A 19,046-nucleotide genomic window follows, 5' to 3' on the forward strand; every position below is an offset into this window, starting at 1 on the left:
GAAGGGCCACCACCATGAGACGCACCACGGCTTTACGCACCGCTCTGTCCGCCCTGCTCCTCGTCGGAGCATGGGCCGGCGCGGGACTCCCGTCCGCATCGGCCGCGGACCCCTCCACCGCCGACTCGCACACCGCCACCGACACGCGCCAGGCGTCCGCCGGTCTGCTGGCCGCCCTGCGGAAGGACCTCGGTCTGACCGAAGCCCAGGCCAAGGCACGCCTCAGCTCCGAGAAGGCGGCGACCGCCCTGCAGCCCAGAGCGCAACGCGCTGCCGGGGCCTCGTACGGCGGTTCCTGGTTCGACGCGTCCACCGGCCGCCTCACGGTCGCCGTCACCAGCGAGGAACGGGCGGCCTCCGTACGGGCGACCGGCGCCACCGTCCGGCTGGTGACCCACACCGCGCGCAGCCTCGACGCCGCCAAGGCGAAGATCGACCGGCTCCGGGCGCCCGCGGGCGTCAGCAGCTGGCACGTCGACCCCGAGGCCAACAAGGTCGTCGTGAACGTCGTCTCCTCGGCGCGGCACGACAACGATGTCCGTGCGTTCGTCGAGCGGGCCGAGGCCGCCGGTCCCGTCACCGTCGAGGAGACCGCCGAAGCGCCGCGGACCTTCTCCGCCGGGACCGTGGGCGGTGACCCGTACTACACGGGCAACGTCCGGTGCTCCATAGGCTTCTCCGTGTACGGCGGCTTCGTCACCGCCGGACACTGCGGGCAGGCGGGCGCGTCCGTCAGAGGATGGGACGGATCGGGGATAGGCAACTTCCAGGGGTCCACCTTCCCCGGTGACGACTACGCCTGGGTCAGCGTGGGCAACGGCTGGTGGACGGTCCCGGTGGTCCTCGGCTGGGGCACCGTCTCCGACCAGTTGGTCCGCGGCTCGGCCGTGGCACCGGTCGGCGCGTCGATCTGCCGGTCCGGATCGACCTCTCACTGGCACTGCGGAAACGTGCTCGCGACCAATGAGACGGTGAACTACAGCCAGGGCGCGGTGTACCAGATGACCAAGACCAGCGTGTGCGCCGAGCCGGGCGACTCGGGCGGGTCCTTCATCAGCGGGGACCAGGCTCAGGGCGTCACCTCCGGCGGATGGGGCAACTGCAGCTCCGGCGGTCAGACCTGGCATCAGCCGGTCAACGAGATCCTGAACCGCTACGGGCTCACTCTGCACACGGCCTGACACCGCACGACCGGCCCCGGGGCCTGCCGTAGGGGAGTACACGCTCCCGTACGGCAGGCCCTCGGCACGTGAGCGGGGCCGCACCCACCCGCTCATGACCGCCGGCGACAGCCGCTCAGGCCTCCCCGGCGCCCCGGCCGCCCCCGCGGCCCCCCGACGCCCCCCCCGCGGCCCCACCTGCACCGCCCCGGTGCGGGGCCGCGACGGCGGCCGGGATCCGGCACGGTCCACGGGACGTACACTCCCTTCATGGGTCACACAGATGCGGTGAGGGAGTGCCTGCGACAGGTGCCCCGCCTTCTGGGCCCCGCCGCACCCCAGACGCGCTGCCGCGCCCTGCACGGCCACGGCTGACCGGGGACCCACGCCACCGGCCGTCCCGCGACGCACTTTCCGTCCCGGCCGGGTTCTCCCGCTCCGCCACCGGAGCCGTTCCACTCCTTCGCTGCGCGGACCGCAGCACCCCCCCACCCTGCGCAGCCCCCGCGGCGCGCCGTCGGCAACCCCTCGGCGGCGGCCGACGGGATGAGCCGCATTCTCGAGAGGACCCCTGGATGAACCTGAGGGAGTTGCTGGCCGGTCACGATCACGAGGTCCTCCTCGGTGATCCCACGACCCGGATCACCGCCGGAGCCTGCTTCGACGCCCATCGCGTCACGCCCGGCTCGCTGTACATCGCCGTGCCCGGGCACGAGGAGGGCGGCCCCGGGGCCATCGACGAGGCGCTGGCCCGCGGAGCCGTCGCCGTGCTCCTGGACGGCGGGGCGCCGGAGATCCTGGCGGCCGTGCACGCCGCGGGCACCGGCGCGTGCGTGGTGCGGGTGGCCGACACCCGGGCCGCGGCGCCCGTCGTGACCTCCCGGTACTTCGGGGAACCCGGCCGGGCCATGGACATGGTGGCTGTCACCGGGACCAACGGGAAGACCTCGGTCTCGTACATGGTCGAGTCCGTGCTGCGGATCGCGGAGGGTGCGAAGGTCGGCGTGATCGGCACATCGGGCAGCCGCATCGGTGACGCGGTCATCCCGATGCCCCGCTCGGTCCTGAGCACGCCCGAATCACCGGACTTCCAGTACCTCCTCGGCCGGATGCGTGACCAGCAGGTCGCCACCGTGGTCCTGGAGGCCACGTCGATGGGCCTGCTGCACCACCGGGTGGACCAGGCCTTCCTGGACGTGGGCATCTTCACCAACCTCACCCAGGACCACCTGGACGACCACGGCACCATGGAGCACTACCGCGACGCCAAGCTCCGCCTCTTCCAGGGGCTGTGCCGCCGCGCCGTGGTCAACGCGGACGACCCGGTGGGGGCCGCCATCGTGCCGACGATGCCCGGCATGGTGACCACGTACGGCATCGACGCACCGGCCGACTACCGCGCCACCGACCTGAGCATGAACGCCTTCGGCACCCGCTTCACCCTCCACCACGAGGGCGGCAAGTACCCGGCGGCGATCCCGGTCCCGGGGCGCTTCTCCGTCTCCAACGCCCTCGCCTCCGTGGCGGCCTGCCACCTCCTGGGGCACGACCTCGCGGGGCTGGTGGCGGCACTCGACCGGATGCCCCCCGTCCCCGGGCGGCTCGAACGGTTCGTGACGCCGCGCGGCACGGCGGTGATCGTCGACTACGCCCACTCCCCGGACTCCCTGGACAAAGTGCTCAGCACCGTACGGGACTTCGCCACGGGCCGGGTCGTCACCGTCTTCGGCTGCGGGGGAGACCGGGACGTCACCAAGCGGGCACGGATGGGCGAGATCGCCGGTACGCGCTCCGACCTGTGCGTCCTGACGTCCGACAACCCGCGGAACGAGGATCCCGAGGCGATCATGGACCAGATCGTCCCCGGCCTCCGGGCCACCGGCACGAGGTTCGAACGCCACGCGGACCGGCGCGAAGCGATCGCCTTCGCCCTGTCGGCCGCCGGGCCCGACGACATCGTGCTGGTGGCGGGGAAGGGCAGCGAGCCCCACCAGATCGTCGGCGAAGAGCTCATCCCCTTCAGCGACATGGCGACGGTCCGCGAACTCGCCGCCCTGCAGGGCTGACACCCGGCGCTCTGCGACCGCCGCAGAGCGCCGCCCCTCGCACCGGTATCAGACCAGCCGCAGATCGATGAACGGAACGCTGTCCCCCGGCAGTAGGTACCGCTCGGTCTCGACGAATCCATGCCTGAGCGCGAAGCGCAGCCCCTCCGGGTTGGACTCCAGGACGCAGGTCTCGATCACCGTGGCGCCGAGTGCGCGAGCGTCCGCCAGCCCGCGCTCGTACAACCGCTCTCCGAATCCCCTGCCGCGATGGCCCGGCAGGACCCGCGCGATCACGGTGGCCGCCGCGGAGCCGGCCGCCGGGGGTCGCACCGTCGAGCAGCCCGCCGACAGGTCGCCGAGATACGCGACGGTGAGCCGGTTGCGTGCGGCCCGTTCCCGGACCTCCGCGAGCGACAGCGCGGCCGTGGGGATGATCGCGTTGTGGACGTACCGCCAGTCCTGGAGCGTGGTGTCGCCGTCCACGTCCACCGGCTCGAAACGAAGAAGCTCAGTCATCGCAGCAGAAAACAAGCGAGTGCGCCCAGGCGTCAACTCGTCGGCTCGCACAGGCGTCAGCTCACGCACGCGTCAGCTCATGCACGTGTCAGCCCACACAGGCATGAGCTCACGCACGCGTCAGCTCATGCAAGGCTCAGCAGGTTGCGGACAGCACTGGCTCACCACCGTGGCCCCGGCCCCCGGGGGCCCATGGATAAACACGTTGCCGCGCGCCGGAAGCAGCTGAGAGGCTCCGGGGCATGCCCGACAACCGATCAAGCTCCAGCCACGGTGTGGCCGCCCTCTTCTCCCAGGGGCGGCTGACGACGATCCCGCGTAAGACGGCCCGTCGCCGCCAGCTCCTCGAACACCTCACCGAGACGCTGTTCCAGCCCGGCCTGGCGTACACCGAACGTGAAGTCAACGACGCCCTCCTCACCGTGCACGAGGACTGCGCCGCGCTGCGCCGCTATCTGGTCATCGACGGCCTGCTCTCGCGGACCAAGGACGGCGTCAGCTACCGGCGCGCCTGACGGCTCCGCCGATGGGGCGGTCCCGTCCGGGAAGTGCCGCCCGTTCCTCCGCAGCGCGTCCGGCCGCAGGCAGGCCGGACCACCTGATGGGCGCTCCGAGAAGCCCTTCCCCAGAGGTACGGCACCGGGCCGGCCGCCGCGTCGGCGACCGGCCCCGAGCCGGGCGTCAGTCGTCGAGGACGCCGATCTCGAACGCGTCGAGGCGGTCCGGGTCCGCGACGACGTCGATGCCGGAGATCAGCCCGTCCACGAGGGTGAAGCCGAGAACCACCCGCAGACGTCCCTGCGGAGCCATCGCCAGGGCGACCGCCCCGTCGACGAGCGCCACGCCGGTGAACAGCGCGCGGCCTGTGGCCGCCATCGCACCCCGCGCCACGGTCTCGGCGCCTCGGACCATGACGGGCTCGGGGCTGGGAATCACCGACCGGTCGGCGTGCAGCACCACATCCGGGTGGAGCAGCGCCACCAGCGCATCGAAGTCCCCGCCGCGGGAGGCGGACAGGAAGGCCTCCACGACCTGCCGGCGCCGGAGCGGATCCGCACCCGACGGCGACGCGCCGCCGCCCTTGACGCGGCGACGGGCCCGGCTCGCGAGCTGCCGGGCGGTGTCCGGGGAACGGTCGAGCAGAGGGCCGATCTCCGCGAAGGGCACCGCGAACATGTCGTGGAGCACGAAGGCGAGGCGTTCCGCCGGTGCCAGCTTGTCGAGCACCACCAGGAGGGCCACCCCGACCGAGTCGGCCAGCAGGGCCTCCTGCTCAGGATCATCCCCCTCACCGGGTCCAGGGGTCCGGTCGTACGCGTCGAGAGGATCCTCACGCCGGGTGCGGCGGCTGCGGAGCATGTTCAGACAGACCCGGCCCACCACGGTGGTCAGCCATCCGGTGAGGTTCCGCACCTCACTGACGTCGGCCTCGGCAGCTCTCAGCCACGATTCCTGAACCGCGTCCTCCGCCTCGGCCGCCGAACCCAGCATCCGGTACGCGACCGCCTTCAGGTGGCTCCTGTCCGCCTCGAACCGTTCGGCCAGCGCGGTGCGGTCGTTCATGCGTCACGTTCCTTCGTCGGCGGGTCTGCACTGAACTGCTCACCGAAAAATACTGGTGTGCAGGACAGGACCGGAACGGCGGCCCCTCCGGGCCGTGTTGAGACCCCTGCAGGCCGTTCACTCCCGGACGCCTCGGCCCCGCAGGCCCCCGGGCAGCAGGTCGGGGCAGGCAGGTGGTCACGGAGGCCGCCCGGATGGCATACGGTGGGAACACAACGACGCGGGGTGGAGCAGCTCGGTAGCTCGCTGGGCTCATAACCCAGAGGTCGCAGGTTCAAATCCTGTCCCCGCTACTGCCGAGGCAGGGCCCGGAACCACTTGGTTCCGGGCCCTGCCTCATTCAGTCGTGCCTCGGACTACCCGAACTGGCCGGGCTGGTAGTCGCCCGCAGGCTGCTGGACGATGACGTTGAGCCGGTTGAAGGCGTTGATGAGCGCGATGGTGGCCACCAGGGCGACGAGCTGGTCCTCGTCGTAATACTTGGCGGCGTTGGCCCAGGCCTCGTCCGTGACGCCTCCGGCCGCATCCGCGATGCGCGTGCCCTGCTCCGCCAGCTCCAGCGCGGCCCGCTCGGCGTCGGTGAACACGGTCGCCTCACGCCAGGCCGCGACGAGGTGGAGCCGGGTCGCGGTCTCCCCGGCCTGAGCGGCGTCCTTGGTGTGCATGTCGGTGCAGAACCCGCAGCCGTTGATCTGGCTTGCGCGCAGTCTCACCAGTTCCGCCGTCGCGGCCGGCAGCGTCGAGTCGTCGAACGCCCTGCCCGCGGCGACCAGGTGCTTCAGGGACTTGCCCGCGAGCGGGTTGGCGAGAAGGTTCAGTCGCGCTTCCATGAGGGACTCCTTGAGGTGACGACGGATACACCCCTGTGACGGGCCGGCTCGGCAGAATGTGACAGGGACGCCCTTGTGACGTGCGTCTCCCCCTGGCGCCGCTTCCGAACGACGGCGTACGCGCCGACCGGCGGCGCCGCGCGAGACCTTCGGAGTGCGCACCGACCGGCGGCCCCGCTTCCGGCCCGCGACCTCGGGGCAGCCGGCTGCCGGGCCCCTGCCCCCTCCGGCCGTCAGCGCAGATCGAGGCGCATCAGAACCCGGGGATGCCCGGCCAGCACGGACGTGGTGTCGGCGGCATGAGTGAACCCGGCGCGCTCGAAGTTCTTCCGGATCCCGGCGTACGCCATCGTCAGATCCACCTTGGCGTCACCGCTGTCGAGCGGATAGGCCTCGATCGCGGGCGCGCCGTTGGCGCGCGCGAACTTGCCGGCTCCGGCGATGAGCGTGTGCGAGATCCCCCGCTTCCGGTACCCGGGGCGTACGCGGACGCACCACACGCACCAGACCGGCAGGTCGTCGATGCGGGGGATCCTGTGGCTGCGCGCGAACGAGGTGGCGGAGCGCGGGGCCACGGCGGCCCAGCCGACCGGCTCGTCGCCGTCCATGGCGAGGACACCGGGCGGGGGCTGCTCGTGGCACAGCTCGGCGACGTACTCCCCGCGGGCCGGACCGCGCAGTTCGTTGTTGAGCTTGGACGGGATGCGGTGGCTGAGGCACCAGCAGACGTTGGCGCCGGGGGACTTGGGGCCGAGGAGCGTACGGACCTCCTCGAAGTCCGTCGCCGGGCGAACGTCAATCGTCATGGCCCCACAGTGGCATGCGTGCAGGGCGCGCGGGCGGCCCCACGCCCGAGCACGGCTCGTGAAGATGACCGTGCGGCCGGCGGCCGTGTCCCGGAGGGGGGACACGGCCGCCGGGCCCGCCCGCGGACGTCGCGGGCGGGCCCGGGGCTCAGGCGATCTCGATGAGCAGGTCCCCGGCCTCGACCTGCTGCACCTTGCCGATCGCCAGGCGGCGTACGGTCCCCGCGGACTGCGCGGTGATCGAGGCCTCCATCTTCATCGCCTCGATGGTGGCGACCGTCTGGCCGGCCGACACCGACGCGCCCTCCTCCATCTGGAGGGTCACGACACCGGCGAACGGCGCGGCGACGTGGCCCGCGTTGCCGCGGTCCGCCTTCTCGGCCGCCTTCACGTCGGTCGCCACGGACTTGTCCCGTACCGAAACCGGACGCAACTGCCCGTTGAGGGTGGCCAGCACGCTGCGGAATCCGCGCTCGTCGGCCTCGGAGATCGCCTCCAGCTCGATCAGCAGGGTGACACCGGGATCGAGCGTGACCGTGTGCTCGGTCTCGGTCTCCAGGCCGTAGAGGAAGTCCTGCGTCGGCAGTACGGAGGTGTCCCCGTACGCCTCGCGGTGCGCTTCGAACTCCTTCGTCGGGCCCGGGAACAGGAGCCGGTTCAGCGTCGCGCGCGGGGACTGCCGCAGAGCCTCGCGGTCCTCGTCCGAGAGGTGCGGCGTCTGCGCCTTCGCCGGACGGCCCTGCAGGGCGCGGGTACGGAAGGGCTCCGGCCAGCCGCCGGGCGGATCGCCCAGCTCACCCCGCAGGAATCCGATCACGGAGTCCGGCACGTCGAACTTGCCGGGGTCGGACTCGAAGTCCGACGCATCGACCCCCGCGCCCACCAGATGCAGCGCGAGGTCGCCGACCACCTTCGAGGAAGGCGTCACCTTCACCAGTCGGCCGAGCATGCGGTCGGCCGCGGCGTAGCAGTCCTCGATGAGTTCGAAGCGGTCGCCCAGGCCGAGGGCGATGGCCTGCTGCCTCAGGTTGGACAGCTGCCCGCCGGGGATCTCGTGGTGGTAGATCCGGCCGGTCGGCGAGGCCAGCCCGGACTCGAAGGGGGCGTACACCTTGCGGGTCGCCTCCCAGTAGGGCTCCAGGTCGCCGACCGCCTGGAGCGAGAGGCCGGTCGCGCGCTCGGTGTGATCCGTCGCCGCCACCAGTGCCGACAGCGGCGGCTGGCTGGTGGTCCCGGCCATGGAGGCCACTGCCGCGTCCACCGCGTCCACGCCCGCGTCGATCGCGGCGACCAGCGTGGCGAGCTGCCCGCCGGCGGTGTCATGCGTGTGCAGGTGGACCGGCAGGTCGAACCGCTCGCGCAGCGCGGTGACGAGGGTCCGGGCCGCCGGCGGACGCAGCAGCCCGGCCATGTCCTTGATGGCGAGCACATGCGCGCCCGCCTCCACGATCTGCTCGGCGAGCCGGAGGTAGTAGTCCAGCGTGTACAGCGTCTCGCCGGGATCCGAGAGGTCCGCGGTGTAGCAGAGGGCCACCTCGGCGAGCGAGGTGCCGGTGGCGCGCACGGCGTCGATCGCCGGACGCATCTGGGACACGTCGTTGAGGGCGTCGAAGATCCGGAAGATGTCCATCCCGGTGGACGCGGCCTCGGAGACGAACGCCTCGGTGACCTCGGTGGGATACGGCGTGTACCCGACCGTGTTGCGCCCGCGCAGCAGCATCTGGGTGCAGATGTTGGGCACGGCCTCCCGCAGCTTGGCCAGCCGCTCCCACGGGTCCTCGGCCAGGAAGCGCAGCGCCACGTCGTACGTGGCCCCGCCCCAGCACTCGATGCTGAGGAGCTGGGGCACCGTCCGGGCGACGTGCGGGGCGACGGCCAGCAGGTCGCGGGTACGGACCCGGGTGGCCAGCAGCGACTGATGGGCGTCGCGGAACGTGGTGTCGGTGACGGCGACGGCCGACTGGGCGCGCAGCTCGGCGGCGAACGCCTCCGGGCCGATGGCCGCGAGGCGCTGCCGCGACCCGTCCGGCGGCGACCCGGCCGGCAGGACGGGCAGCTTGTCGGCCGGCTCGATGACCGAAGGGCGGGGACCGTAGGGCCGGTTGACGGTGGTCTCGGCGAGGTACGTCAGCATGCGGCTGCCCCGGTCCGCCGACGGGCGGGCCCGGATCAGTTCCGGGTGCTCCTCGATGAAGCTGGTCGTGATGCGCCCCGCCCGGAAGTCCGGCTGGTCCAGCACGGCCCCCAGGAACGGCAGGTTCGTCGCCACTCCGCGGATGCGGAACTCCGCGATCGCCCGTCGGGCGCGACGGGCCGCGTTGGCGAAGTCGTGCCCGTGACAGGTCAGTTTGACCAGCATCGAGTCGAAGTGGGCCGACACCTCGGCGCCGGTGTGGACGGTTCCGCCGTCCAGCCGTACGCCGGGGCCGCCCGGTGAGCGGTAGGCGGAGATGGTGCCGGTGTCCGGCCGGAACCCGTTGGCGGGGTCCTCCGTCGTGATGCGGCACTGCAGGGCCGTGCCGTTGAGGGTGATGTCGTCCTGGCTGAGATGCAGATCGGGCAGCGTCATCCCGGCGGCGATGCGCAGCTGCGCGATGACCAGGTCGCGTCCGGTCACCTGTTCGGTGACGGTGTGCTCGACCTGGATGCGCGGGTTCATCTCGATGAACACGTGATGGCCGCGCTCGTCGACGAGGAACTCGACGGTGCCCGCGTTCACGTACCCGATGTGGCGCGCGAAGGCGACCGCGTCGGCGCAGATCCGGTCGCGCAGCTCCGGGTCGAGGTTCGGGGCGGGCGCGATCTCGACGACCTTCTGGTGGCGGCGCTGCAGGGAGCAGTCCCGCTCGTAGAGGTGGACGACGTTGCCCGCCGCGTCGGCGAGGATCTGGACCTCGATGTGGCGGGGGTTGATCACGGCCTGTTCCAGGAACACCGTCGCGTCGCCGAACGCGGAGCGGGCCTCGCGCATCGCCGCGTCGATCGCCTCGCGGAGCTCGCCCGGCTCCGCCACCCGGCGCATCCCGCGCCCGCCGCCACCGGCGACGGCCTTCACGAAGACCGGGAAGCCGATGTCGTCGGACGCCGCCACGAGAGCGTCCACGTCCTCCGAGGGTTCGGACGACTTCAGCACCGGCACGCCGGCCGCCCGGGCGGCCGCGACCGCCCGGGACTTGTTGCCCGTCAGGTTCAGTACCGATGCCGGCGGCCCGACGAACGTGATCCCGGCCGCGGCGCAGGCGGCCGCGAGGTCCGGGTTCTCCGACAGGAAGCCGTATCCCGGGTAGATCGCGTCCGCGCCCGCCTTCCGCGCGGCCTCGACCACCTCGTCCACCGAGAGGTAGGCCCGTACGGGATGCCCGGTCTCCCCGATCCGGTAGGCCTCGTCGGCCTTGGCGCGGTGCAGGGAATTGCGGTCCTCGTGCGGGTACACGGCCACGGTGGAGATGCCGAGCTCGAACGCCGCGCGAAACGCCCGGATCGCGATCTCCCCGCGGTTGGCGACCAATACCTTCTCGAACATCAAACTCCCCAGTCGTGTCACGGGCGCGTGGCCTCAGGACAGGCGATGTCGCACGGGATGCACGAATCGGCATCCGGTGGTCGGGTGGCGGTGGCGAAGTGCTCCGTGCCTCTCGGGCCGGAGCGTTCGACACCGTACCGGAGACCTTCCCAGAGATCGCGGGCGCAAAGGATGGCGTGCGTCACGTGCCGCGGATCCGGTCCGCCGGCCGTCGGGAACGGGGGACCGGCGCGCCGGGGCCGCGCGCGGAGACGGCGGACGCCCGGCACCCGACGCGGCATCAGCACGGCGCCCACCGGCGGCCCGCAGGAGCGGGCGCGACCGGTGGGCGCGGAACAACGGGGGAGTCAGGCCGCGTACTGGTAGGCCGGGTAGGTCAGGTAGCCCGCATCGCCGCCCTGGTAGTACGTCGCCTCGTCGACCGGGGCGAGCGGAAGTCCGCCGCGCAGCCGCTCGACGAGGTCGGGGTTGGCGATGAAGGCACGGCCGAAGCTGATGAGGTCGGCCCCCAGCCCGAGCCAGTGGTCGGCGTCGTCCCGGCCGGTCTGCTTGGGGCCCATGGGAAGGGTGGGATTGATGATCAGGGCACCCGGCCACGCGCGGCGCAGGGTGAGGAGAGCCTGCTCCTCCACGGTGGCCTCGAGGTGTACGTAGGCCACTTCGAGGCGGGCCAGTTCGGTCAGCAGCGCGGGGTACAGCTCGGCGGTCTCGCTCTCCTCGACCCCCCAGAACAGGCCGCCGGGCGAGAGGCGGATGCCGGTCCTGGCGCCACCGACCGCGTCGACGGTGGCGGCGACGGACTCGACGGCGAAGCGGATCCGGTTGGCGATCGGGCCGCCGTAGCGGTCCGTGCGCAGGTTGGCGTTGGAGGAGAGGAACTGGGAGATCAAGTAGCCGTTGGCGCCGTGCAGTTCCACCCCGTCGAAGCCGGCGTCGAGGGCGCGGTGCGCGGCCCGGGCGTACGACTGGGCGTGCTCGGGCACCTCGGCGGTGTCCAGGGCCCGGGGCATCGGCGCGGGCTGGGGCCCGCTCGGGGTGAACACGTCACCGACGGCGGGGACGGCGGAGGGCCCGACCGGCTGCATGCCGGTGGTGTCGGGGTGCGAGACCCGGCCGCCGTGCATGAGCTGGGCGAAGATCCGGCCGCCGTTGGCATGGACCGCGGCGGTCACGGGGCGCCAGGAGGCGACCTGCTCCTCGGTGTGCAGCCCCGGGGTACCGGGATTGGACTGCCCGATCACGCTCGGCTGGACCCCTTCGCTCACGATCAGCCCGGCGCTGGCCCGCTGGGCGTAGTAGGCGGCCATGGACGGCGTCGCCAGCCCGCCGGCAGCGGCCCGCACCCGGGACATGGGGGCCATGACCACCCGGTTGGGCAGCGTCAGGCCGGCGAGACGGTAGCCGGAGAAAAGGGATGTCACGGCAGGACTCCTTGGCGTTCAGCGGTGCCCGGACCTCGGGCATGCAGTTACGCTAAAACCTCACATTGATGTCAGAGGCAAGCCCTGTGACGCAGGACACGAGCGGGAGGGTTGCGTGCGCATCGGGGAGCTCGCGTCGAGAGCCGGGGTAAGCGTCCGGTCCGTGCGCTACTACGAGGAGCAGGGCCTGCTCGCCAGCACTCGAAGTCCCAGCGGGCAGCGGCACTTCAGGGACGACGACGTCGAAAGGGTCGCGTTCATCCAGCGTCTCTACGCGGCGGGCCTGTCCAGCCGCACCGTCGTTGAACTGCTGCCCTGCGTGGACGCGCCCAGCAGGGAGAACTCGGACGACGCGCTGGAGCGGATGGCCCAGGAGCGCGACCGGCTCTCCGCGCACATCGACGAACTGGTGCGGACGAGGGACACGCTCGACGCGCTGGTGGCGACGGCGAGGGCACATCGCGAGCAGATGGAGACGGCAGCCGGCGCGGTCCGCTGACCGGCGACGTGGCATCGTCGCCGGGGCGGGTGCGGGATACGGGTCGTTGGCGGCGGGGCGCGGCTGCGGGCGGGACGTTCACAGGCCCCGGCCGTCGGCGGCCAGGCGGTCGAGCCACTCCCTCAGCAGCTGCTGCTCCGAGGCGCTGAGCGTCGTCTGCTCGGGCAGCGCCGCTCGCAGCGCGCGTGCGGCGCCGGCCGGGCTCGCGCTCTGCACGGCGGGTTCCCGGCTGGTCCCGGCGGTGACCATGGACTCGCGCAGTGAGGTCAGGAGCGCCGGGTGGCGCCGGGCCTCCGGCAGGGACAGCCACGTGAGCACCGCGCCGCACGCGGTGGCGTGGATGATCATGGCGGCGAGGTCCTCGTCCGCGCGGAGCCGGCAGGCCGCGGCCAGGCGCCGGATCCTGGCCGGCAGGATCTCCATCCCGGCCTTGAAGGCGGCCGGCGGCCTCGATGATCCGCTGCCGCGGCGGCGGCTGCTCGCGGTCCGCGGCCGCCGTGGTCTCGTCGGCGGTGCTGCGGGAACGTGGAGGCAGGAATCAACGGTACGACGAGGGTGGTTCCGTCGTTGGCGTCGGATCTTCCTCCGGAAAGGGCTTCCGCTGGAGTGCGTACGCGTGCGACGCGACTGCCCCGATGCCGGCCCGCGGTGGAAATTCCCTACCGGTGCGGCCGCGCATGGCGGAGACTCGGTCCCGTGGCCGACATGGAATTGTTCCGGGAGACCGTTCTCGCGTGGGCGACCGGCGGCCCGGGTGACCCCGCGCGCGAACTGGCGGCGGGGCTGCCCGTCCGGGTGGCCGTCCTGCTGGAAGGGCCGAGCGACTCCGCGGCGGTGAACGCCCTGGCCGCGAGCCGCGGCCGGGACCTGGCGGCCGAAGGAATCTGCGTCCTGCCGATGGGCGGTGCCATGAGTGTCGGGCGCTTCGCACGCCTGCTCGGGCCACCCGGCCTCGGCCTTCGGCTCACGGGGCTGTGCGATGTGGCCGAACAGCCCTATTACGCGAGGGGGCTGGAGCGAGCGGGCGCCGCCGGGGAAGAGTTCTTCGTCTGCGCGGCGGATCTGGAGGACGAGTTCATCCGGGCGCTGGGACTGCCGCGCGTGGAGGAGCTCATCCGGGCCGAGGGCGACCTGCGCGCCTTCCAGACCTTCCTGCACCAGCCCGCCCAGCGGGACCGTACGCCGGAGCAGCGCGTGCGGCGGTTTTTCGGTACGAAGAAGGGCCGAAAGATCCACTACGGTCGCGTCCTCGCCGAGGCGCTCGGCCCCGCCCCCGCACCCGCGCCGCTCGACGGCTTGCTCGCCGCCCTCTGACCCTCGGGCGCCGTCCGTACCGCGGTGGCCCGTTGGCGGACGCGCCCCCATGCGCCGGGAGAGTCCGATACGGAGGCCCGGTCGGAGCCCGCACTGGTCGCGGGGTCGGCTCGCGGCGATGCGCGACGCCCATGGTTTCGTCCTGCCCTCAGGCCTGGGCGAACGAACAGCGCTGAGAAGCGGACCGGGTGACCCCCGGTTCAGCCGTTCATGCAACCAGACGGTTGCGTGTTGCGGATTGTCGTGCAACCCTTGAGTTGCAAGTTCGATGAGGACGAGAAGTGGAGTCATCCCATGACCGAGGACCGGATCGAACGCGAAACCCTGATCGAGGCGCCCCTGGAACGGGTCTGGTCGCTGGTGGCACAGCCCGGCTTCTGGGTGGCCGACAAGGCGAGCCTGCCGGGCACCGTGGCGAGAGAAGGCGAGTCGATGGTGGCGAAGAACCCCGAGCACGGAGACTTCCCGGTGCGTGTGGAGAAGGTCCGGCCGCCGACGTACCTGGCCTATCGCTGGACCAGCGCGTTCCCGGGAGAGGAACTGCGCGAGAACAACAGCACCCTCGTGGAGTTCACCTTGACGCAGGAGGGTGACCGGACGCGGCTGCGCGTCGTCGAGAGCGGGTTCGCGTCGCTGGCGGGCTCCGAGGAGCTGCGCGGTCAGAACCTCAAGGACCACACCGGGGGCTGGCCCCTGGAGCTCGACGCGCTCAAGACGCGCGCCGAACAGCCCGCCCCATGACGGAAGAACGTCCCGCCGCCGAGGCCGTCGGCAGCGTCCTCGGCGCGCTGGCCGACCCCACCCGACGCCAGTTGCTCGATCTGCTCGCGGCGCAGGGCCGGGCCACCGCGACGACGCTGGCCGAACGGCTCCCGGTCTCGCGACAGGCGGTGGTCAAGCACCTGGCCGTCCTGGACGCCGCCGGCCTGGTCTCCGGCATCCGGGCCGGGCGCGAGGTGCGGTACGCGGTACAGCCCGCGGCGCTCGACGCGACGGCGCGGTGGATGGCCTCCCTCGCGGCCGACTGGGACCGGCGGCTCGCCCACATCAAGCGTGTCGCCGAGTCGGCGGAACGGGAAGCGCGTGAGGCGCGCCCCGACTGAAGCGGTAAGCGAATCCACCCCGATCCGAGGAAGCAGGCCATGGATACGACAGCCCTCCGCAACGCCTACGACGCCCTGTTCGACGCGGCCACCCTGGACGACCTCGGCGACGCCGCCCCCGGCGAATGGAACGCCGACCAGGTGCTGGCTCATCTCCTCAGCGTCGACGCCGCGATCGCCGCCGTCGCCCTCGGGGTCGTCGCCGGAGCGCGCCCCACGTTCGACAACCGGATTTCACTGAACGCGTGGAATCTGGACCGGATCATCGCCGGCCACGCGGGAAGGGGGGATCTGATCGATCACGTGAGGCGGCAGGTCGGGATTCTGTGCGACGTCGCAGACGGTCTCTCGGAAGCCGACGCCTCGGTCCTGGTCCCCGCACTCCTCCTTTCCGGCGACACGCTCCGGCTCGACGGACCGGTTCCTCTCGCCGGCCTCGTCGACGGCCTCGCCGAGGACCACGTACCCGTACACACGCGGCAACTCCTCGATCTGCGCGCAGCCGCTTGAGTGCTGCCCGGCGCGGGAGGAATGACCGGCCGCGAGGGTGCGGATCACGGGGACTCCCGCGTGGGCGGTGGGCCCACGGATGTGATCGCTGATCCCATCCTTTGCGGAGCCCGTTTGCGGGTGTGGTAGCACTGGCTGTATGAATCCCCGGGCAGCCGGACGGCCTTACCACCACGGCTTCTTGCCGCAGACGCTGGTCGCGCACGCGATCGAGCTGCTGGACGAGGGCGGCGCCGAGGCGGTGACCGTCCGTGAGGTGGCCCGCCGGGCGGATGTCTCCCCCTCGGCACCGTTCAGGCACTTCCCGGACCGGGCCGCCCTTCTCGCCGCGGTTGCCGAGGCGGTCGCCCTGGACTTCGGTGCGGCCCAGATGGCCGCCGTGGACTCGGCGGACTCCCTTCCTTTCCGGGCCCTCGGCGCCGCGTTCGTGCACTACGCCCTGGCTCATCCGCACCGGTTCTCCCTGCTGCGCGGCGGCGTCTTCAGCGGAGACCGCACGCCTGCGATGGAGGAGGGGCACCGGGTGCTGACCGAGGGCATCACGGAACTGATCGTCGCGGGACAGCGGCGAGGTGAACTGCGGCAAGGCGACGCCGACGTGATCAGAATCGCCGCTCAAGCCCTCGTCTACGGACTCTCCCAGATGTTCGTCGACCACTATCTCGACGCCTCGCGGGCCGACGGGCTCATCGACCAGGTCATCGACCTGTTCGGTCTGGGCGTTCTCGCGTCCGGCGGCGATCGGCGCGAGGCCCCCGAGAACTCCTGACGGCGTGGTCGCCGAGGTGGTGGCGACCGGGACGGCGGGCGGGAGGAGGCGGGAGGAAACTCCCCTAGCCGTTCATAACCATGATTGCGTTTCAGCTACATGTTCATTGACGTGAACATGATGTAAGTCTAGGGTCCTTAGAAAGCGCTTGCACAACGGTTGCCCAGTTCTCCGGAGCCCCACACCGCAGGGGAGCGGGCCACCGCACCCTCTCGCCGCGTGAACGCGTGAACTCGTCGAACGAACCAACCCCCACCTGGAGTCGAACGATGCAGATCAAACCCGTCCTCGTATGCGTCGGCCTGCTGGCCGGCTCGCTCGCCGCCGTGTCCGGCGCGACTGCCCAGGCCGCACCCGCCCCCGGTCTCGGCGCTTCCGGCAGTTCAGCTGTGGCCGCCTCCGTGCGGCTGGCCGCCACCGCTCTGTACGTGGCCCCCGACGGCACCGACGACGCAGCTGGAACGGAGGCGGACCCGACGACGCTGGCCTCGGCGATCAGCCGCGTCGGCTCCGGCGGCACGATCTACCTGCGCGGGGGCACGTACCACTACGCACAGACCGTCACCATCCCGCCGGGCAAGAACGGTTCGTCGAGCGCCCGCACCACGATGGCCGCCTATCCGGGGGAGACGCCGGTTCTGAACTTCGCGGAGATGAGCGAGGACCCGGCCCACCGCGGGCTCGCCGTGAACGGGAACTTCTGGCACCTCAAGGGCATCATCGTCGAGCACGCCGGCGACAACGGGATCTTCGTCGGGGGCAGTGACAACGTCGTCGAACGCGTCGTGACCCGCTTTAACCACGACTCGGGGCTGCAGATCTCCCGGATCGCCTCGACCACTCCGCACGCCGAGTGGCCCGCCCGCAACCTCATCCTGAGTTCGGAGTCGCACGACAACGCCGACTCCGACGGGGAGGACGCCGACGGGTTCGCCGCCAAGCTGACGTCCGGTCCCGGGAACGTCTTCCGGTACACGGTGTCGCACAACAACATCGACGACGGCTGGGACCTCTACACCAAGACGGAGACCGGCCCCATCGGTCCGGTGACCATCGAGGACTCCCTCTCCTACGGCAACGGAACACTCTCGGACGGGACCGTGAACGCCGACGGCGACCGCAACGGCTTCAAGCTCGGCGGCGACGGCATCAAGGTCGACCACGTCGTGCGCCGCAACATCGCCTATGGCAACGGGCACCACGGATTCACGTACAACAGCAACCCCGGTTCGATGAAGGTGTCGGACAACGTCGGCATCGACAACGAGGAACGCAACTTCTCCTTCGACAAGGGGACTTCCGTGTACCGCAACAACACCTCCTGCCGCAGCGGCAGCGGGTCGAACGACAAGACCGTCGGCGACGCGGACGGTTCGAACCAGTTCTGGACGGGCTCGAACGGCTCCCGGTGCGCGTCGTACGACGGAGCCCTGGGCTGGTCGTTCGCCACGGACGGCCGCCTCGTCGTGACGTTCGGCGGCAACGCGGTGACGCCCTGACCGACCCGCCGCCGGGCCGGCCCGGACAGCGCACGGGCGGGAGGGACGGCCCGCCCGTGCGCCGGCACCGGGCAACGAGCCACCCTATGGCCAACGCTCAGCGCAGGATGCCGAGTTGCCTCGCGGTCCTCACCCAGGACGGGAACTCCGACAGCAGCCGCTCGTACAGTTCCGCGTCAGGGACCTTCTCGATGTCGTCCGCGGCGAAGAAGCCGACGTTGTCGACCCGCCTGCCGGGCAGTGTGTCGAAGCGTTCCAGCACACCGTACTGCGCCCGTCCGAGGCCGATGAACTGCCAGAAGACCGGCTCCTCCACCGCCGCGCGCAGCTCCCGCTCGATCTCGTCGTTGCGGTACACGCCTCCGTCCGAGAAGAACAGCACCAGGGTCGGGTCGGGCACCGGGTGGTCACGTACGTAGGCGCGCACCTCGGCGATGACCTTCTGCTCCTCGTTCTGGATCCCGACCGCGCGCATGTCGACCTGTCCGGGGAGGAGCCCCCTCGGCGGCTTCTTGCGGCCGAAGAGGCCGACCTGGCCCACGCGGACGTGCAGCGCCAGCCACTCCGGCAGTTCACCCACCACGAGATCGGGCAGCCGGGCGGGGTTGCTGGCGAACGTCCAGGCCTGCATCTCTCCGTCGTCGTCGAGCTGGGCCGCGACCGCCGCCATCCGTTCGGTGACGCCCGCCATGGTGCCGCGCGTGTAGAGGGTGGCCATCGATCCGGACGCGTCGAGAACGAGGATGACGCGTGCGGTCAGTCCGCTCACCCCGTGCTTGGTCAGGCTGACAGCGATCTGTTCCTTGCGCAGCGACAGGCGCTTGCGCATGTCGACCGGAAGCTTCTCCTCACCCTTGGTGAGCCGGATGGAGGACTCGCCGCGCCCGGCCGGGGCCCGGACGGGGGAGGGGGGCCGGCCGGCCGCCGGACGGGGTGACGTGGGCGCGGGGCTGAGCGGGGGAGCAGCGGCCGGCTGTTCGTCGTCGACGGTGATCCCGAAGTCGGTGGCCAGCCCGGCCAGTCCGTCCGCGTATCCCTGACCGACGGCCCGGAACTTCCAGCCGCCGTCGCGCCGGTAGAGCTCGCCGCTCACATAAGCGGTCTCCGCGCCGGCCTCCATGTCGAAGCGGGCCAGCTCGGCACCGGACGAGGCGTCGAGGAGCCGCAGACGCAGGCCGGGCACCTGTCCGAAGGTCCCGCCGTCGACCGAAGCGCAGAGGACCACGCGTTCGATGCCACGTTCCACTGCGGCCAGGTCGACGTCCAGTGCGTCGGCCCCCGCCTGCTTGCCGAGGTGGCGCACGGCGCCCGAGGCATGCCGCGGCTGGTTGTAGAAGACGAAGTCGTCGTCGGACCGGACTCGTCCGGGGCCCGTCACCAGCAGTGCGGAAGCGTCCACGTCGGGCACGCCGGGCCCGGGGGACCAGCCCAGGACCGCTTTGACGGTGGATGCCGTCACCGGCATGTTGGCGCCCTTGCTCAGTG

At 71.6% G+C, this 19,046-nt stretch carries 18 protein-coding genes and 1 tRNA gene; 11 read left to right on the plus strand and 8 right to left on the minus strand.

Annotation, left to right across the window (positions count from 1 at the left end; translation table 11 throughout):
* Positions 1-14: 14 nt before the first annotated feature.
* Both E6R60_RS08835 and E6R60_RS08840 read left to right on the plus strand, forming a co-directional pair.
* Positions 15-1,181 (plus strand): S1 family peptidase, encoded by a 1,167-nt coding sequence (locus E6R60_RS08835; RefSeq protein WP_136325874.1) that lies wholly within the window; start codon positions 15-17, stop codon positions 1,179-1,181.
* Between the two features lie 554 nt (positions 1,182-1,735).
* Positions 1,736-3,226: a UDP-N-acetylmuramoyl-L-alanyl-D-glutamate--2,6-diaminopimelate ligase gene (locus E6R60_RS08840; RefSeq protein WP_136325875.1), complete on the plus strand. Its 1,491-nt coding sequence runs from the start codon at positions 1,736-1,738 to the stop codon at positions 3,224-3,226.
* A gap of 48 nt (positions 3,227-3,274) precedes the next feature.
* Here the strand turns inward: E6R60_RS08840 and E6R60_RS08845 are convergent, their stop codons facing one another.
* Positions 3,275-3,724 carry a GNAT family N-acetyltransferase gene (locus tag E6R60_RS08845; protein WP_136325876.1) on the minus strand — a complete coding sequence of 150 codons (450 nt, stop codon included), beginning with the start codon at positions 3,722-3,724 and terminating at the stop codon, positions 3,275-3,277.
* Positions 3,725-3,966: 242 nt separating this feature from the next.
* Between E6R60_RS08845 and E6R60_RS08850 the strand changes: the two genes are divergently transcribed.
* Positions 3,967-4,239: a DUF2087 domain-containing protein gene (locus E6R60_RS08850; protein ID WP_136325877.1), complete on the plus strand. Its 273-nt coding sequence runs from the start codon at positions 3,967-3,969 to the stop codon at positions 4,237-4,239.
* 166 nt (positions 4,240-4,405) lie between these two features.
* Here the strand turns inward: E6R60_RS08850 and E6R60_RS08855 are convergent, their stop codons facing one another.
* Positions 4,406-5,287 (minus strand): sigma-70 family RNA polymerase sigma factor, encoded by an 882-nt coding sequence (locus tag E6R60_RS08855; protein WP_136325878.1) that lies wholly within the window; start codon positions 5,285-5,287, stop codon positions 4,406-4,408.
* 219 nt (positions 5,288-5,506) lie between these two features.
* Here E6R60_RS08855 and E6R60_RS08860 point away from each other — a divergent pair.
* Positions 5,507-5,580: transfer RNA gene (locus tag E6R60_RS08860), tRNA-Met, on the plus strand.
* A gap of 63 nt (positions 5,581-5,643) precedes the next feature.
* Here the strand turns inward: E6R60_RS08860 and E6R60_RS08865 are convergent.
* The 4 genes from E6R60_RS08865 to E6R60_RS08880 all read right to left on the minus strand — a co-directional run bounded on the left by E6R60_RS08865 (position 5,644) and on the right by E6R60_RS08880 (position 11,867).
* A complete protein-coding gene (locus E6R60_RS08865; protein WP_136325879.1) occupies positions 5,644-6,117 on the minus strand; it encodes a carboxymuconolactone decarboxylase family protein in 474 nt (157 codons plus the stop codon).
* A gap of 233 nt (positions 6,118-6,350) precedes the next feature.
* Positions 6,351-6,923 (minus strand): GNAT family N-acetyltransferase, encoded by a 573-nt coding sequence (locus E6R60_RS08870; RefSeq protein WP_136325880.1) that lies wholly within the window; start codon positions 6,921-6,923, stop codon positions 6,351-6,353.
* Positions 6,924-7,071: 148 nt separating this feature from the next.
* Entirely contained in the window at positions 7,072-10,446 is a 3,375-nt protein-coding gene (locus E6R60_RS08875; protein ID WP_136325881.1) for a pyruvate carboxylase, read from the minus strand.
* Between the two features lie 347 nt (positions 10,447-10,793).
* On the minus strand, positions 10,794-11,867 hold the full coding sequence (locus tag E6R60_RS08880) for an alkene reductase (protein WP_136325882.1): 1,074 nt from the start codon (positions 11,865-11,867) through the stop codon (positions 10,794-10,796).
* Positions 11,868-11,982: 115 nt separating this feature from the next.
* On the opposite strand from E6R60_RS08880, the gene E6R60_RS08885 reads away from it, so the two are divergent.
* A complete protein-coding gene (locus tag E6R60_RS08885) occupies positions 11,983-12,366 on the plus strand; it encodes a MerR family transcriptional regulator (protein WP_136325883.1) in 384 nt (127 codons plus the stop codon).
* A 78-nt stretch (positions 12,367-12,444) separates the two neighbouring features.
* On the opposite strand, the gene E6R60_RS08890 is transcribed toward E6R60_RS08885, so the two are convergent.
* A complete protein-coding gene (locus tag E6R60_RS08890; protein ID WP_206309352.1) occupies positions 12,445-12,789 on the minus strand; it encodes a hypothetical protein in 345 nt (114 codons plus the stop codon).
* Between the two features lie 273 nt (positions 12,790-13,062).
* Here E6R60_RS08890 and E6R60_RS08895 point away from each other — a divergent pair, with 273 nt between their 5' ends.
* From E6R60_RS08895 to E6R60_RS08920, 6 genes are all read left to right on the plus strand, one after another.
* Positions 13,063-13,680, plus strand: coding sequence for a TOPRIM nucleotidyl transferase/hydrolase domain-containing protein (locus E6R60_RS08895; RefSeq protein WP_136325884.1), 618 nt, complete (start codon positions 13,063-13,065; stop codon positions 13,678-13,680).
* Between the two features lie 294 nt (positions 13,681-13,974).
* Positions 13,975-14,421 carry an SRPBCC domain-containing protein gene (locus E6R60_RS08900; RefSeq protein WP_136325885.1) on the plus strand — a complete coding sequence of 149 codons (447 nt, stop codon included), beginning with the start codon at positions 13,975-13,977 and terminating at the stop codon, positions 14,419-14,421.
* Positions 14,418-14,783, plus strand: a complete 366-nt coding sequence (locus E6R60_RS08905) for a metalloregulator ArsR/SmtB family transcription factor (protein ID WP_136325886.1) — start codon at positions 14,418-14,420, stop codon at positions 14,781-14,783. The genes E6R60_RS08900 and E6R60_RS08905 overlap by 4 nt, the downstream gene beginning before the upstream one ends.
* Positions 14,784-14,822: 39 nt before the next feature.
* Positions 14,823-15,293, plus strand: coding sequence for a DinB family protein (locus E6R60_RS08910; RefSeq protein ID WP_136325887.1), 471 nt, complete (start codon positions 14,823-14,825; stop codon positions 15,291-15,293).
* A 181-nt stretch (positions 15,294-15,474) separates the two neighbouring features.
* Complete coding sequence (locus tag E6R60_RS08915; protein WP_240802461.1) at positions 15,475-16,062, plus strand: TetR/AcrR family transcriptional regulator; 588 nt, start codon at positions 15,475-15,477, stop codon at positions 16,060-16,062.
* A gap of 269 nt (positions 16,063-16,331) precedes the next feature.
* Entirely contained in the window at positions 16,332-17,561 is a 1,230-nt protein-coding gene (locus E6R60_RS08920; RefSeq protein ID WP_136325889.1) for a right-handed parallel beta-helix repeat-containing protein, read from the plus strand.
* A 97-nt stretch (positions 17,562-17,658) separates the two neighbouring features.
* On the opposite strand, the gene E6R60_RS08925 is transcribed toward E6R60_RS08920, so the two are convergent.
* Entirely contained in the window at positions 17,659-19,026 is a 1,368-nt protein-coding gene (locus tag E6R60_RS08925) for a VWA domain-containing protein (RefSeq protein WP_240802477.1), read from the minus strand.
* Between the last annotated feature and the right edge of the window lie 20 nt (positions 19,027-19,046).

This window comes from Streptomyces sp. A0642 (genome assembly GCF_004795105.1).
In the GTDB taxonomy this organism is placed as follows: Bacteria; Actinomycetota; Actinomycetes; order Streptomycetales; family Streptomycetaceae; genus Streptomyces.